This window comes from Caballeronia sp. LZ035 (genome assembly GCF_031451175.1).
Classification (GTDB): Bacteria; Pseudomonadota; Gammaproteobacteria; order Burkholderiales; family Burkholderiaceae; genus Caballeronia.
This window is the reverse complement of record NZ_JARUXS010000003.1, coordinates 1,253,280-1,267,211: the sequence shown is the minus strand read 5'-3', so window position 1 is coordinate 1,267,211 and position 13,932 is coordinate 1,253,280. Positions and strand designations below refer to the sequence as shown.

The 13,932-nt window shown below is 66.0% G+C and carries 14 protein-coding genes; 6 read left to right on the top strand and 8 right to left on the bottom strand.

The features are described from left to right. Positions 1 to 145: 145 nt before the first annotated feature. From QCE88_RS28445 to QCE88_RS28435, 3 genes are all read right to left on the bottom strand, one after another. Positions 146 to 1,516 carry a DUF308 domain-containing protein gene (locus QCE88_RS28445; RefSeq protein WP_309908216.1) on the bottom strand — a complete coding sequence of 457 codons (1,371 nt, stop codon included), beginning with the start codon at positions 1,514 to 1,516 and terminating at the stop codon, positions 146 to 148. A 140-nt stretch (positions 1,517 to 1,656) separates the two neighbouring features. Then, positions 1,657 to 2,439 (bottom strand): alpha/beta hydrolase, encoded by a 783-nt coding sequence (locus QCE88_RS28440; protein WP_309908215.1) that lies wholly within the window; start codon positions 2,437 to 2,439, stop codon positions 1,657 to 1,659. Between the two features lie 35 nt (positions 2,440 to 2,474). Then, positions 2,475 to 2,798: a DUF4148 domain-containing protein gene (locus QCE88_RS28435; protein ID WP_309908214.1), complete on the bottom strand. Its 324-nt coding sequence runs from the start codon at positions 2,796 to 2,798 to the stop codon at positions 2,475 to 2,477. A gap of 507 nt (positions 2,799 to 3,305) precedes the next feature. On the opposite strand from QCE88_RS28435, the gene QCE88_RS28430 reads away from it, so the two are divergent. Genes QCE88_RS28430 through QCE88_RS28420 form a run of 3 tightly spaced genes read left to right on the top strand, consistent with a single transcriptional unit; the run spans position 3,306 to position 5,439 of the window. Beyond that, positions 3,306 to 4,223 (top strand): AraC family transcriptional regulator, encoded by a 918-nt coding sequence (locus tag QCE88_RS28430; RefSeq protein WP_309908213.1) that lies wholly within the window; start codon positions 3,306 to 3,308, stop codon positions 4,221 to 4,223. A gap of 54 nt (positions 4,224 to 4,277) precedes the next feature. Next, a complete protein-coding gene (locus QCE88_RS28425) occupies positions 4,278 to 4,613 on the top strand; it encodes a DUF3331 domain-containing protein (protein ID WP_309908212.1) in 336 nt (111 codons plus the stop codon). 46 nt (positions 4,614 to 4,659) lie between these two features. Continuing rightward, complete coding sequence (locus QCE88_RS28420; RefSeq protein ID WP_309908211.1) at positions 4,660 to 5,439, top strand: hypothetical protein; 780 nt, start codon at positions 4,660 to 4,662, stop codon at positions 5,437 to 5,439. A gap of 13 nt (positions 5,440 to 5,452) precedes the next feature. Here the strand turns inward: QCE88_RS28420 and QCE88_RS28415 are convergent, their stop codons facing one another. Beyond that, positions 5,453 to 6,196 carry an SDR family oxidoreductase gene (locus QCE88_RS28415; protein ID WP_309908210.1) on the bottom strand — a complete coding sequence of 248 codons (744 nt, stop codon included), beginning with the start codon at positions 6,194 to 6,196 and terminating at the stop codon, positions 5,453 to 5,455. A 98-nt stretch (positions 6,197 to 6,294) separates the two neighbouring features. On the opposite strand from QCE88_RS28415, the gene QCE88_RS28410 reads away from it, so the two are divergent. Then, positions 6,295 to 7,233 (top strand): AraC family transcriptional regulator, encoded by a 939-nt coding sequence (locus QCE88_RS28410; RefSeq protein WP_309908209.1) that lies wholly within the window; start codon positions 6,295 to 6,297, stop codon positions 7,231 to 7,233. Between the two features lie 82 nt (positions 7,234 to 7,315). Here QCE88_RS28410 and QCE88_RS28405 read toward each other — a convergent pair whose 3' ends face one another. The 3 genes from QCE88_RS28405 to QCE88_RS28395 form a co-directional block, all read right to left on the bottom strand. Further along, positions 7,316 to 7,573, bottom strand: coding sequence for a hypothetical protein (locus QCE88_RS28405; RefSeq protein ID WP_309817331.1), 258 nt, complete (start codon positions 7,571 to 7,573; stop codon positions 7,316 to 7,318). A 207-nt stretch (positions 7,574 to 7,780) separates the two neighbouring features. Beyond that, positions 7,781 to 8,479 carry an SDR family NAD(P)-dependent oxidoreductase gene (locus tag QCE88_RS28400; protein ID WP_309908208.1) on the bottom strand — a complete coding sequence of 233 codons (699 nt, stop codon included), beginning with the start codon at positions 8,477 to 8,479 and terminating at the stop codon, positions 7,781 to 7,783. A gap of 93 nt (positions 8,480 to 8,572) precedes the next feature. After that, positions 8,573 to 9,460: an SDR family oxidoreductase gene (locus QCE88_RS28395; RefSeq protein ID WP_309908207.1), complete on the bottom strand. Its 888-nt coding sequence runs from the start codon at positions 9,458 to 9,460 to the stop codon at positions 8,573 to 8,575. Positions 9,461 to 9,552: 92 nt separating this feature from the next. Between QCE88_RS28395 and QCE88_RS28390 the strand changes: the two genes are divergently transcribed. Continuing rightward, a complete protein-coding gene (locus QCE88_RS28390) occupies positions 9,553 to 10,374 on the top strand; it encodes a helix-turn-helix transcriptional regulator (protein WP_309908206.1) in 822 nt (273 codons plus the stop codon). Between the two features lie 6 nt (positions 10,375 to 10,380). Here the strand turns inward: QCE88_RS28390 and QCE88_RS28385 are convergent, their stop codons facing one another. Next, a complete protein-coding gene (locus QCE88_RS28385; protein WP_309908205.1) occupies positions 10,381 to 10,929 on the bottom strand; it encodes a hypothetical protein in 549 nt (182 codons plus the stop codon). 176 nt (positions 10,930 to 11,105) lie between these two features. On the opposite strand from QCE88_RS28385, the gene QCE88_RS28380 reads away from it, so the two are divergent. After that, positions 11,106 to 13,841: an ATP-dependent Clp protease ATP-binding subunit gene (locus QCE88_RS28380; RefSeq protein ID WP_309908204.1), complete on the top strand. Its 2,736-nt coding sequence runs from the start codon at positions 11,106 to 11,108 to the stop codon at positions 13,839 to 13,841. Positions 13,842 to 13,932: the final 91 nt, after the last annotated feature.

Sequence of the window (13,932 nt, the reverse complement as noted above, 5' to 3'; positions counted from 1 at the left end):
GGCGAGCGTAGCGAGCGCGGGCCGAGCAATGAACATCAGCCGCATCACGAGCCGTGGCGCGCCGCCACATGTTCCTCGGCGCGCCAGCGCTGCCGCGAGCGATACATCGTCGCCAGCGCGGGCCGAGCAATCAACATCAGCCGCGTCACGACCCGTGCCGCGCCGCCGCATGTTCCTCAGCGCGCCAACGCTGCCGCGAGCGATACATCGTCGCCAGCGCGATGCGCGCCATCTTCACCCAGCCCGACGGCCGCGGGTCCGCCAGCATGCTGAGCGCACGCGCGTAGTCGAGCGTGAGGCCGGGCGTCCAGGCCATCGTGGCGGCGCGCTTGCGCACCTGCGCGGCTACCCATAGCTCGGGCGTCGTCATGATGCGCACGAGCGGCCGCCATCCGCCGCCCGTGCCCCACACGCGCGCCGAGGCCCCTTCTATCGCCGCCTCCAGCGCACGCGCCACCGTGCTCGAACAGTTCCGGTACGTGAGGTTGTAGGTCGCGTCGCGGCGATACTCGTCCCAGAAACGCGCCAGCCGTTGCGGATCGTAGTTGCGGATGCGGACCTGCTGGGTCGAAGGACACCAGGCCGTCGATTCGGTCACGTAGTCGGGCTGGAACAGTCCGGGGACGTCGTTCTCGCGCGTGGCCCGCAGCGTGCGCGAGAAATCGTTCGGCGAGCGGTCGATCTCCACCGCCGGATACAGGCTGATATAAACGCCCTCCGGCGTTTCCAGCGCGGCGTGGCCGGTGGAGATGGTGCCGTTCCGGTCGATGGCGGCAATATAGCGGTCCACGATCAATTGCCGTTTGGCCTGCGTCTTCGCCGTGCCGACGGGCGTCCACACATGCACGGTCAAGGCCGCTTCGTCAGGCGCGGGCGGGCCGTCGTAGACGGCGTTCGCGAACGAGGGCGGGCTTGTGGTGTTCTGCGTCGCGCGCTGCACGGCGCCTTCGGCGGCCGGATTCGCCGCCATGCGCTGGACCCGCGACGCAAGCAGGATCATGTTCCAGCCTGCGAAGAAAAGCCCGAACGCGACGCAATAGGCCACCGTGCCCGCATAGTGATCCGGATACGGCTGATAGAAGAAGATCGCGATGGCGATCTCCACGGCGCCGATGCCGGCCGCCAGCCGCCAGCGGCGATACCGCACCACGCGCGCCGAGATGATCTGCAGCGCGCCATCGACGAGAAACAGCGTGCCGAAGATGAGCGAAAGCGCAAAGTTGCCGTGTTCGCCGCCGATCAGCACGAGCAGCGCCGAGAGGCAGAAGGTCGCGCCCTTGACATAGCGCAGCGTGCGCTGTCCGCCCATGCCGGTCCACGCGACAGCCAGCGTGGCGATGCCTTCCAGCAGCATCAGCAGCGCGAACGGGATGATCGGGAAGTAGAGCGAGCCGTCGAGCGCATCCGTGAAGATGACGCCGCCCAGCAGGATGCTCAGGAAGCCCAGCGTCAGCAGCGAACGCCAGCGAGAGCGCAGATAGTCGACGCCGAGCAGAATCATCACGAGACGAACCATCGCGTTCCTCCGTCTGATCTTTCTTGTCCTGTACGGGGCGGCCGCGTGTACGCAAGGCGCGGCCACTCACTATATAAGGCATCGACAGGGCAGGCGGCAAGGGCGACGAATGGGCAGATGAAAGTGCGCTTTCAGGTTCTTCAATGGAGCGCGTTGCGCGCCGCGTCTTCGATGACCGCCGCGACCTGCTTCGGCTTCGATTCGTACACGGAATGACTCGCGCCCGGAATCACCGTCAGATGACTGTGTGCACGGGCGTAGTACCAGCGTTCGAGATCCGGATTGATGATCCTGTCGTTGCCCGCGACGATCCCCCAGCTCGGCTTCGTCTTCCACGCGGCAGCGGTCAGCGGCGTCGTGAAGACCTGCGCCGCCGTGAGCATCTGTGAGTGCGATTCGAAGCGCGCTTGTGCGAGCGGCAAATCGGCGGCGAAGTCTTGCGGGAAGACGGCGGGGTTCAGATAGGTATAGCCGTCGGCGGTCTTCTCCACCGCGCCGGATTGCTTCGCGAGATCGCTAGGCCGTTGCTTGCCGAGTGCACCTTCGTCCTCGCCCACGTCCGGCGCATGGGCCGCGACATAGACCAGCCCGGCCACGTGCGGATCCACGCCCGCTTCGGTGATCACCGAGCCGCCATAGCTGTGACCCACCAGGATGGCCGGCCCGTCCTGAAGGTCCAGTACGCGGCGGGTCGCGGCGACATCGGCTTGCAGCGAGGTCAGCGGTTCCTGGACCAGCGTGACGCGATAGCCGTCGCGCGTGAGGATGTCGTACACCGGTTTCCATCCCGAGCCATCGACCCATGCGCCATGCACGAGCACGATGTTGCGGACCGGCGCGTGCGCCATCGCGGCGCCAGATGTCGCGGCGAATACAGCAGCGGACAGCGCCAGCATGGAAGCAGCTTGCAAGATGCGGTTCATCGAAGTCTCCTGTATCGAACGAGATTCAGCGCGTCTCAGCTGCCGAAGTAGGGCTGGCAGTAGTCGGTAGGTCCGACGCATGCGTTCTTCATCGCCGTGTGCGTGGACGCGCCGGACGCGCTCCGGCCTGTCTGCACGCCACCGTAGGAATGCGCCGCGACGCGGGCTTCGGCGGCCTGAATGTCCGACGGGTAATCCGCGTCGCTGGCGAGTGCCGGTTGATAGCCTGCCTGTTCGACCGCCACCAGGTCGGCGCGTACTTCGGCACGCGTCACCGGTCCGTTCGATTGCGCGAATGCGAATGCAGGAGCCGCGAGCGTGGCGGCGGCGAGCGTGATGCAGGCGAGAAACTGGTTCATGACCATCTCCTTGATTGAATGATCCGGGTTCCGAACGATTAAGCCTTCAGAAGGCTGGGTTCCGGTCGTGATCTGGCTTCGTATTGCGACCGTGACCACACTGTAGGAGCGCGTTTCGCTCGCGAACACCTCTACGAAAGCGCGTGCGCGCGCTGACCAAGGTTCAGTCGTGGATACGTTCGCATGAGCGTCGCGGCGCTTGTCGCATCTCAAGGAGGGGATGGATGGGCCGCGCAGATGAGTGAAGTCGCACGGAAGTTCCGGACGCTCATACGAAGGTGTGATCCGCCGCGCGCGACCCGCGCTTTTCCCGAATCGCCCGACTGCATGTCAGGCGCATCAAACGAGGCACACGAATCAAACCTTGATATAGGTTGACTCAACCATTGGACAGGATGGTCAACCCAATGTACGGCTAGCCGGGCGCTTTCTGGTTCTCTAACTTTGAGTCATCCCGCCGCCGGTTCTCCGGCGCATCGCAAGACACCTGTTACGGACCGAACCGCCATGACCCTGACTCTGCTTTCGCCCGCCGCGACGCCGCGCTCGGCTCCCATCGGCATTGAAGCGCACTGGCGCGTGCCTGATCGGCCGGTGGCCCGCATGACCCTGTCGCGCTGGCTGCATCACGGCGAGGCGCCGCTCGAAGTGAATCACGACGGCCGCGGCGACCTGCATTGCATCGGCCTGAATCTCAGGTGCGCGCAACTTGCCTTCCATCACGCCGGCCGCACGCTGCTGCATGGCCGTGTGCCGGCGGGCATCGCGCAAGTCACCGCGCCGGGCGTACGGGTGAGCGCAGTGCTCGAATCGGCGCTCGACGTGCTGCATCTGTTCGTGCCGCACGCGGTGCTCGCGGAGTGCTACGAGGATCTGTTCCAGCGCGCGCATCCGGGCGATATCGTGCTCGGCGATCCGCGGCTGATTCGCGATCCCGTGCTCGAACGGCTCAGCCAGACGCTCGGCGTCTGCAAGACCGAGAGCGCGCCGCCCGGGCGGATGTTCGTCGAGAGCGTGAGTCTCGCCATCGTGTCGCGGCTGGTGGCGCGTCACTTTGCGGCGCCGGTTGCGCGCGGACGCGAGCCGTCGGCGTTGCCGCAATGGCGCATCAACCGCGTGGCTGAATTCGTCGATTCGCATCTCGGTGAGAATCTCAGCCTCGCCGATATCGCGTCGAGCACGGGCCTCACGCGCATGCATTTCGCCGCGCAGTTCCGGCGCGCGACGGGCATGCGGCCGCATGAGTTCCTGTTGCAGAAGCGCATCGAGCGCGCACAGGCGCTGTTGCGCACGTCGCGGCACAGCATGCTCGACGTCGCGCTGGGTTGCGGATTTCGCTCGCAGGCGCATTTCACGACGGTCTTCAAACGCCTCACCGGCGCGACGCCGAAGTCCTGGCAAACGTCCGCGCTCGACGCGGCGTGATCGAACCAGCCAACCGGAGCCGAACATGACCGCATCAGCAATCGCCGTCGATCCATGGGCACGCACCATCTTCAACTGAACGGCCTGCGTGTCGAGACGCCGCCGTTCAGGCTCAACGGGGCGCAGGCGGGCGAACGGCGCGTGGCCGTGAAGCTGATCGAACGGCAGTCGACGACCACCGCGACGATCGAATGGCGCGATGCCACGCGTTGCAGTTACGGCGATCAGGTGTGGCGGGCCATGCGCGCCCGCACGGCCGGCGTGTGCGCGATGAGCGGCGGCGCCATCCTGCCGGGCGACCAGGTCTATGCGCCGAACTCGCGGCCCGTGCCGTCCAATGCGGGCGCGATGATCCTGGCGTCGGTGCTCGACCAGGCGATGCCGCGATAAGGAACACGCACGGGTATGATCCGGCTTTATCTCCGCACCGCCTGGCATGCTCGCGCTCAAGCTCTTACTGGTTCCGCTGTTCCTGCTGATCGTGTCGATGTCGGGAAGATGGTGGGGGCCATCCATTGCGGGATGGCTCGCCGGCTTGCCGGTGGTGGCCGGCCCGATCCTCTATCTGCTCGTGCTCGCGCATGGACCCGCGTTCGGCGCGCATGCCGCGATCCTTTCTCTTGCCGCGATCTTCGCGTCGGAAGCCTTCAACTTCGCTTATGCATGGACCTGCCGTTCGCGCAGCTGGCCGGTCGCGTTGAGCGCCGGGCTGGGCGCATGGTTGGTCTCGGCGTGGGCCTTGTCGATGCTGCCCGCATCGCCGACATGGGCCGCCACGGTGGCGCTCGGCGCGGTCTGCTTCGGGCAGTCGTTCCTGCCGCGCAGTGCGGCGGTCGCGGCGGGCCTCCCACTCGGACGGGCCGATCTGATCGGACGGATGGGCGCCGGCGCCTTGCTGACGCTGGCGGTAACCGCCCTGTCCGGTTGGGCCGGCGCTTCATGGAGCGGACTGCTCGCGGTGTTTCCGCTGCTGGGGATCGTGTTGTCGGTGTCGTCGCATCGGGCGCATGGACCGGACTTCGTGATCTCGCTGCTGCGCGGGATGGTGCTCGGCCGCTTTTCGTTCGCCGCGTTCTGCCTGCTGCTGTCGTTCTCGCTGACGCGCCAGCCGACGGTGCTTGCTTTCGCGGAGTCGGCGGCGCTGGCGATGGTCGTGCAGGCCTGCTCGAAGCGGCTCGCGAAGAGGATTGAACCGGCTGTCGCGATCGCCGAGTAAGCCTGCTCAGGCCTCAGCCCGCCTTGGCCCACTCGATGGCATCCGCCCCGGCGGGAATGCGCATCGGGCTCGACGGGTCCGTGGCCGCGCGCCATACGCCCTCGGCGACATCGCGCGAATACGTGACGGTCGAATCGTTCTCGAAGCGCTCGAACACGGACTGCGCGAGCTTCGCGTAAGGCTCGGGAAAGCCGCTCTGCATGCGCGTCCGGGCGTTGTCGCCGAACCGGGTTTCGGGCGAACGGCCGGGCAGCACGATCCGCACGCGCACGCCGAACGGTTCCAGCTCCAGCGCGAGCGACTCCGAGAACGCGTTGACCGCCGCCTTGCTGGCCGTGTAGACGGACAGCAGATGCAGCGGCCGCAGTGTCACGGTCGACGTCACATTGACGACCACGCCCGACGTGCGCTCGCGAAACTGCGGCAGCACGGCTTGCGTCATCGCGATGGTGCCGAGCGTGTTGGTCTCGAAGATCTCGCGGGCCGTGGCCATCGGCGTGGCTTCGAGCGCGTTGAGAAAGCCGATGCCCGCGTTGTTGACGAGCACGTCGATCGGTCCCGCACTCGCGACAGCCTCGCTGATGCCGTGCGGATCGGTCACGTCGAGCGCGAGCACGCGCAGGCGCTCGGACCTCGGCAGGATGTCTTCGCGCGGCGTGCGCATTGTCGCGATGACGTGCCAGTCCTGCTCCAGGAAGTAACGGGCGATCTCGAGGCCGAAACCGGACGAGCATCCGGTGATCAATACGGTGGGCATGTCAAATCCGCTGGTGAGTGAACGAGTTCCCACGATAATTCGCTCACGCCGGACTTGCTACAATCGAACGTCCAGTTTTCATTCGAGGAAGTCCGGCCATGATCGATCCGTTCGCGGACGTCGTCACCTTGTTGCAGCCGGTCGCGGCGTTCTCGAAGGTGGTGAGCGGCAGTGGCCGGTGGCGCGTGCGGCGCTCCGACGCCCACTTGCCGTTCTATTGCGTGGTGCTCGAAGGCGCGTGCCGTCTCGTGGCCAACGGTCGCGAACCCGTCACGTTGCAGACCGACGACTTCGTGCTGGTCCCCGAACTCGACGAGTTCACGATGTCGAGTCTCGATCCGCTCGATGCCGACGAACCCGATACCGTTCCGGTCGCGCTGGCCGACGGCGGCTTCCAAATCGGTGCGGACAACACGCCGCGCGATATCCAGATCCTCGTGGGCCATTGCGTATTCGGTTCGCCGGATGCGGAGTTGCTTGTCTCACTGCTGCCGGAACTCGTGCATGTGCGCGGCGAGCGCCGGCTGGCCACGCTCGTCAAGCTCGTCAGGGAGGAATCGCGTGCGCAGCGGCCCGCGCGCGACATGGTGCTCGCGCGCTTGCTGGAGGTGCTGTTGATCGAGGCCTTGCGTTCCACGGGCACGGCGGCATCGCCGGGGCTGGTGCGCGGTCTCGCCGATACGCGTCTGGCACAGGCCATCCGTCAGATGCACGAGCGTCCCGAGCGTGCCTGGACCGTCGTGGAGCTGGCGCGGGCGGCGGCGCTGTCGCGCTCGGCGTTCTTCGAACGTTTCAGCCGTGCAGTGGGGGTGGCGCCGATGGAGTATCTGCTGTCGTGGCGCATGGCGCTGGCGAGGAAGCTGCTGCGCCAGAAGGAAGGCAGTGTCGCGAAGGTGGCGGAGCGCGTCGGATACGGTTCGGCGAGCGCGTTCAGCGTCGCGTTCACGCGCCATGTCGGCGTGCCGCCGACGCACTACGCACAGCAGCACGAGAGGCCGCCGGCAAGCCAGCAGCCCTCTCCGGGAACCTCGGCGTGAGGCGGGGCCAAGGTTCCGGGAGAGGAGACGGAGCAGTCCGTCCCATCTCGTGCCCGTGCTCGTACTTGCAGTACAGCGATGCTCAGAGCTTCATGCCTTGAACCAGGCTGCCGACCGCCGTGAGCGACTTCGTCACGTTGGTCAGGTCGACGTCCGTATGCGTGGAGGCATCCACTTGCGTGACCGGCGCGACATTGGTTTGCGGGCTGGCGAAGGACACGCCGCCGAACTGCCCGTTGGCGTTGATGGCGTTGTTCTGGAACACGCTGCCGCCGACGATGGCGCCCATTTCGGCACGGTCGAGTTCTTTGCTGACGGCGAGGTTGTCGATCTTCAACATGATGAATCTCCTGAATGGCTGGTTGGGTTGGTTGAGCATGATTCGTTGCGCTCGCAGCTACTTATGCGAGAGCTGTGCCAGCGGCGTCAGAAGATCGTCGAAGTCCTTGTCAGTAAAGGGAAGGGCGGTTTTGTCGGGCCTACAGGCGCGGCGGATATGTCGGCGTGCGCCCGACGAAATCGCGGAGCCTGTCTGTGCAGCGGCGACTCAGAACTTTTCCACCCACGGCCGCAGTTCCAGCTCCCACGTCCACGCGCTGCGATGCTGGCGCAGCACATCGAGATAGGACTGCGCGATCGCATCGGGATCGAGCAGGCTGTCGGGCGGTCCGGAGGTGTCGGGATGCGAGCCGCGCACCCCGCCGTCGATGACGAAATGCGCGACGTGAATGCCCTTCGGCATCAGTTCGCGCGCGGCGCTCTGCGCGAGACCGCGCAACGCGAACTTGCCCATCACGAACGGCGCGGACAGCGCAAAGCCCTTCACGCCCGCGGTCGCGCCCGTCAGCAGGATGGCGCCGTGGCCGGCCGGCGTCATGCGCCGGGCCGCCTGCTGCACCACATGAAAGGCGCCCAGCGCGGAGACCGCGACGGCCCGTTCCACGTCCGCTGCATCCAGTTCGGCCAGCGGCCCGCGCACGCGACCGCTGGCGTTGTACACGACGATCTCCGGCGCACCGATGCGCGCTTCGGTCTCGCTGAAGAGCGCGTCGATCTGGCTGGCATCGGCGGCATCGGCGGGCAAGGCGATGGCGCCGGTTTCATCCACCAGCGAAGCCAGCTTGTCGACGTTGCGCGCCGCGATCACCACAGGAATGTTCTCGGCGCGCAGGCGCCGCGTGAGCGAAGCGCTGATGCCCGCTCCGGCGCCGACGATCAGCGCGCTGCGATAAGGAAAGTCGCTCATGGATTCACGCTCGAAAGGGTGGGACAACGGTGTGTCATGCCCGGTCGATCATAAGCGCAAGCCACTTTCCGCGCGCAACCCGCGGGCAGGCTGTCAGAGGTAACGCGCCTGATCGAGATCGGCGAGCAGGGTCGGCCCGGTGGGTTGCCAGTCGAGACGGGCCTGCGTCTGCGCGCTGGAGGCAGGCATGTCGAGGGCGATGAACATCGCCATCCAGCCGAAGTGATCCTTTGCTTCAGCGGGCGTGATCGAGACGGCCGGCAGCTTCATGCCGCGCCCGAGCGATTCCATGATGTCGCGCGCGCTGACGCCTTCCTCGCCGACCGCGTGATAACGCGCACCGCGTTCGGCCTTCTCGACAGCGAGCCGGTACAGCCGCGCGACATCCGAACGATGCCCCGCCGGCCAGCGATTGGCGCCGTCGCCGACATACGCGCACACGCCTTTCTCGCGCGCGATGCCGATGAGCGGCGTGATGAGTCCCTGGCGGAAGGGGTCGTGCACCTGCGGCAGCCGCACGACCGACACGTTGATGCCTTGCTCGAGCAACGCCTGCCCCGCGATCTCTGACGCGATGCGCGGATTCGGATGCTTCAGGTTGAAGATATCCTCGCGCGCCGGGCCACCCTGTTCGCCGATGCCGATTCCCGTGCCCGACGTGATGACGAGCGGCCGGTCCGAGCCCGCGAGCGCTTCGCCGAGCGCGGCGATCGCGCGCGTGTCCTTTTCGCAGTTCTCGACGAAGCGCGAGAAGTCGTGATCGAAGGCGGTATGGATGACGGCGTCGGCGCGAGCGGCGCCGTCGCGCAGGCTGGCGGGGTCTTCGAGCGTGCCGCGGTGGACTTCGGCGCCGGCATCGGCCAGGGCTTGCGCGCCGGCATCGGAACGGCTCATGCCGATGACCTGATGACCCGCCGCGATGAGTTCGGGAACGAGCGCCGAGCCGATGAAGCCGGTCGCGCCAGTCAGAAAGATTCGCATGGTGTGGTTCTCCTTGATCGAACCCATGCACTATCCTGTGTTTTCTTATCCCGTTAAAGTAGTGACGGCATCATAGTAAAACGACTAACACCTTGAACACACCGCGCTCACTCGGCGATTTCCTGCGTAGCCGCCGCACCCGTCTCGATCCGGCCAGCTTCGGCTTCACGGGCCGTCGCCGCACGCCCGGATTGCGCCGCGAAGAGGTGGCGCAGCGCGCCAGCATCAGTCCGACCTGGTACACGTGGCTCGAACAGGGACGCGGCGGCGCGCCTTCGCCGGACGTGCTGGAACGCATCGCGGGCGCATTGCTGCTGACCGATACCGAACGCGAGCACCTGTTCATGCTCGGCCTCGGCAGGCCGCCGGAAGTCCGTTATCAGACTGTGGAAGGCGTGAATCCGCGCTTGCAGCGTCTGCTCGATTCGCTCGAAGCCAGTCCGGCGCTCATCAAGACGGCCACATGGGATGTGGTGGCGTGGAACCGCGCGGCGGCTGTCGTGCTGACCGACTATGGCGCGTTGCCGCCGGGCCAGCGCAATATCCTGAAGTTCCTGTTCCGCCATCCCGCCGTGCGCGCGAAGCAGCATGACTGGGAGAACGTCGCGCGCTTTGTCGTCGGGGCGTTCCGGGCGGACGTGGCGCGCGCGGGGATCGTGTCCGAAGCCAGCGAGCTCGTTGACGAACTGTGCAGCGTGAGTCCCGAGTTCGAAGCCTTGTGGCGCGACAACGATGTGCTCGGTCATTCAGACGTGCATGCCGTCAAGCGCCTGCAGCATCCGCTGCTCGGCGCGGTGGAGCTGGAGTATTCGGCCTTCGCGGTCGATGGCCGGCCTGACCTCGGCATGATCGTCTACACGCCGCTCGACCCCGAGGTGGCTCTACGCATCAAGGCGCTGGCGGCGGGCGAGTAAGCAAGGTCAAGCCGGCGCGTCGATCCAGTGCGCGATGTCATCGACATCGACCACGCGTCCGAAGCGATTCTTCACACCCCGTCCCCACGCATAGACTGACGCGCCCGGACTCAGATACTCACGCAAGGCCATGCCGGCGTGAGGCGGTACGCGCAGCGACGTGCCGTCGTCAAGCAAAGCGCCGCGCAACTCGCCTTTGGGTCCATGCAAGGAAAGCCGCACGGTGCCGTGTACTTCCATCGGCTTGTGCACGGGCTCCTGTGCGCGTGGCGCATGCGCCGCGTGATCCGGTCCTTCATCGACCTGCGTTGCGCCGTCGCTGGCGGTGAGCGAAACAGCCGCGATCATATCCACGCCACGCGGCTTGATGCCCCGCACGCGAATGCGGTCGCCGACCGCGATATGCCGCGCGACCCACTTCGACATATGCGGTGGAAAGTGCACCTGCCGTGCGGGGCGCAAGACGAGTCCGTCGAGTTCACCGTGCGGGTTCAGGAGGAAGTGCGTAACGACGCCGCGCGTTTCAGGCAAGGCGTCCGGATCGATCCAGTGCATGAGTATCTCCGCAAAATGGGCATTGCCTCCTGCAAACATCGTTCCCGCATGCAGGGCGGCTTGCGCAGTACCATGACTGCCCGATGTCATCACGGACCGTGCAACGCCAGGTATCAGGAATAACGGTTGCATCGATCCCTGCCCGGGCGCACGCCCTTCATGAAAGGAAACCGAACATGGCTCATCTGTGCGACGTTTGCGCCGCGCGTCCCGCCACGGTGCGGCTGGCCGTTTTGCGCAATGGTCAGCGGCATGTCATCGACGTGTGCGACTTTCACTATGCCCAGCTGACACGGCATCAGCGCGCGCTCTCGCCGCTCGAATCGCTGTTTCTCGGCGGCGCGCCTGAACAGCCTGAGACGCCCGCATCCGCTGATACCGCCACCACCCCCAGCGCACGGCGCAACGAGGCCGAAGGCGCGAACATCGACCGCTATTTCAGCGACGGCGCGAAGGAAATGCTGATGCGCGCGGCCGAGCGCGCCGTGCAATCCGGCTGTTCGCAGGTCGATACCGAACACCTGCTCTACGAGCTCGCGAACAACGCGGTGATCGAGTCGCTGATGAAGAGTCTCGGGCTCGATCCGGCGCAGATCCACGCCTATATCGACGCCAACGCGCCGGGTTGCTATGGCACGTCGCCGCCGCCGGCGGACGGCATGATCGGGGTGTCGCCGCGTCTGAAGAGCGCGCTCGACCGCGCGTTTCTTGCGTCGCGGCAACTGCGGCACAGCTATGTCGCGCCCGAGCATCTGCTGATCGGTCTCGCCGACGTGCCCGACAGTTTCGCCGGCCAACTGCTCGGCAAGCTCGGCGTCGATCCGCAGGCGCTCAGGCAGCAGACCGCGCAGACGGTCGGCGCAGGCGCACCGCCGCGCGGCGGCGACACGCCGCCTTCGCGCACGCCGAACCTCGACAAGTTCAGCCGCGACCTCACCGCGCTCGCGCGCGAAGGACACCTCGACCCGGTGATCGGGCGCGCACGCGAGATCGAGACGATGGTCGAAGTGCTCGCGCGCCGCCGCAAGAACAATCCGGTGCTGATCGGCGAACCCGGCGTCGGCAAGACCGCGGTGGTCGAGGGACTCGCGCAGCGCATGGTGAACGGCGACGTGCCCGAGTCGCTGCGCGAGAAACGGCTCGTCGAACTGAACGTGAACTCGATGGTCGCGGGCGCGAAGTTTCGCGGCGAGTTCGAGGAGCGCGTCAAGCAGGTCGTCGATGAAATCGGCGCGAACCGTGACTCGCTGCTGCTGTTCGTCGACGAGGTGCATACGATTGTCGGCGCGGGGCAGGGCGGCGGTGAAGGCGGGCTCGACATCGCCAATGTCTTCAAGCCGGCCATGGCGCGCGGCGAGCTGAACCTGATCGGCGCGACCACGCTCGCCGAGTATCAGAAGCACATCGAGAAGGACGCGGCGCTCGAACGGCGCTTCCAGCCGGTGCTGGTCGCGGAGCCGACGGTCGCGCAGACCATCAACATCCTGCGCGGCCTGCGCGACCGTCTCGAAGCCCATCACAAGGTGACCATCCAGGACGATGCGATCGTCGGCGCGGCGGAATTGTCGGACCGTTACATCACCGGGCGCTTCCTGCCTGACAAGGCGATCGATCTCGTCGATCAGGCCGCTGCGCGCGTGAATCTTTCGGCCACTTCGCGTCCTGCCGAAATCCTCGAACTGGAAGCGGAGCACGCGCAGTTGCGGCGCGAGCAGGACTACGCGGCATCGCGCAAGCAGTTCGACCGCGCGCATGCGCTCGACAGCGAACTCGAACAGAAGCAAAAGGAACTCGACGAAGCCACCGACACCTGGAAGAAGCGTGTCGGCACGAATACATCGACAGTGACGGTGGCGCAGATCGCGGAGATCGTCGCGACGCTCACGGGCATTCCGGTCGCGCAACTGACCGAGGAAGAACGCGCGCGCCTGTTGCAGATGGAAGAGCGCTTGCACAAGCGCGTGATTGGCCAGGACGAAGCGGTCGAGGCCGTGTCCGATGCGGTGCGTCGCGCGCGCACTGGCTTGCAGGGACGCAATCGGCCGATTGCCGTGTTCCTGTTCCTCGGGCCGACCGGGGTCGGCAAGACGGAGCTGGCGAAGGCGCTCGCGGAAGTCGTGTTCGGCGACGAAGACGCGATGCTGCGCGTCGACATGAGCGAGTACATGGAGCGCCATGCGGTGTCGCGCCTGATCGGCTCGCCGCCGGGTTACGTGGGCTATGACGAAGGCGGCCAGCTGACGGAGCGCGTGCGTCGGCGGCCCTATAGCGTGATCCTGCTCGACGAGATCGAGAAGGCGCATCCGGATGTCTACAACGTGCTGCTGCAAGTGTTCGACGACGGACGCCTCACCGATGGCAAAGGCCGCGTCGTCGACTTCAGCAACACGCTGATCATCGCGACGAGCAATCTCGGTTCCGATGTGATCGCCGGACAGAAGCGTGGCGTGCTGGGCTTCACGAGCACGGCATCGGACGCGGATGCGTCGCTGCAAAGCGGCGTGATGAAGGTGTTGCAGCAACACTTCAGGCCGGAGTTTCTGAACCGGATCGACGACATCATCCTGTTCAAGTCGCTCGGCCGCGACGAAGTGCGCCAGATCGTGCGGCTGATGCTCGATCAGGTGCAGCGTCTCGCGCACAGCCAGGACATCGCGCTTGAATTCGACGAATCCGTCGTGGATCATCTCGCGGAGGTCGGTTATCGGCCCGAGTTTGGCGCGCGTGAATTGCGCAGGCAGATTCGTCAGTCGATCGAGAACCAGCTTGCCAGGGAGATGCTCGGCGGCGAGGTCAGCGAAGGCGCGAAGGTGCGCTGTCGCTACGATGAGAGCACGAAAAAGCTGGCGTTCGATGTGACGCGCGCGGGTCTCGCGAACCAGCCGGGCGAAGGGACGCCGCCCACGCCTTGATCTCATGCTGGCATGCGGCATTGTTCGCATGCCAGCACAGCCCGTGCAATGCCGCACGGATTATTCGACGGTATTCAAATGGCTATCCTGT

Excerpts from the sequence above, each read along its gene's own strand:
- QCE88_RS28445 (WP_309908216.1), bottom strand. The coding sequence starts at position 1,516 with ATGGTTCGTCTCGTGATGATTCTGCTCGGCGTCGACTATCTGCGCTCT.
- QCE88_RS28440 (WP_309908215.1), bottom strand. The coding sequence starts at position 2,439 with ATGAACCGCATCTTGCAAGCTGCTTCCATGCTGGCGCTGTCCGCTGCT.
- QCE88_RS28380 (WP_309908204.1), top strand. The coding sequence starts at position 11,106 with ATGGCTCATCTGTGCGACGTTTGCGCCGCGCGTCCCGCCACGGTGCGG.
- QCE88_RS28430 (WP_309908213.1), top strand. The coding sequence starts at position 3,306 with ATGACCCTGACTCTGCTTTCGCCCGCCGCGACGCCGCGCTCGGCTCCC.
- QCE88_RS28385 (WP_309908205.1), bottom strand. The coding sequence starts at position 10,929 with ATGCACTGGATCGATCCGGACGCCTTGCCTGAAACGCGCGGCGTCGTT.
- QCE88_RS28420 (WP_309908211.1), top strand. The coding sequence starts at position 4,660 with ATGCTCGCGCTCAAGCTCTTACTGGTTCCGCTGTTCCTGCTGATCGTG.
- QCE88_RS28400 (WP_309908208.1), bottom strand. The coding sequence starts at position 8,479 with ATGAGCGACTTTCCTTATCGCAGCGCGCTGATCGTCGGCGCCGGAGCG.
- QCE88_RS28425 (WP_309908212.1), top strand. The coding sequence starts at position 4,278 with ATGGGCACGCACCATCTTCAACTGAACGGCCTGCGTGTCGAGACGCCG.
- QCE88_RS28415 (WP_309908210.1), bottom strand. The coding sequence starts at position 6,196 with ATGCCCACCGTATTGATCACCGGATGCTCGTCCGGTTTCGGCCTCGAG.
- QCE88_RS28410 (WP_309908209.1), top strand. The coding sequence starts at position 6,295 with ATGATCGATCCGTTCGCGGACGTCGTCACCTTGTTGCAGCCGGTCGCG.
- QCE88_RS28405 (WP_309817331.1), bottom strand. The coding sequence starts at position 7,573 with ATGTTGAAGATCGACAACCTCGCCGTCAGCAAAGAACTCGACCGTGCC.
- QCE88_RS28395 (WP_309908207.1), bottom strand. The coding sequence starts at position 9,460 with ATGCGAATCTTTCTGACTGGCGCGACCGGCTTCATCGGCTCGGCGCTC.
- QCE88_RS28435 (WP_309908214.1), bottom strand. The coding sequence starts at position 2,798 with ATGAACCAGTTTCTCGCCTGCATCACGCTCGCCGCCGCCACGCTCGCG.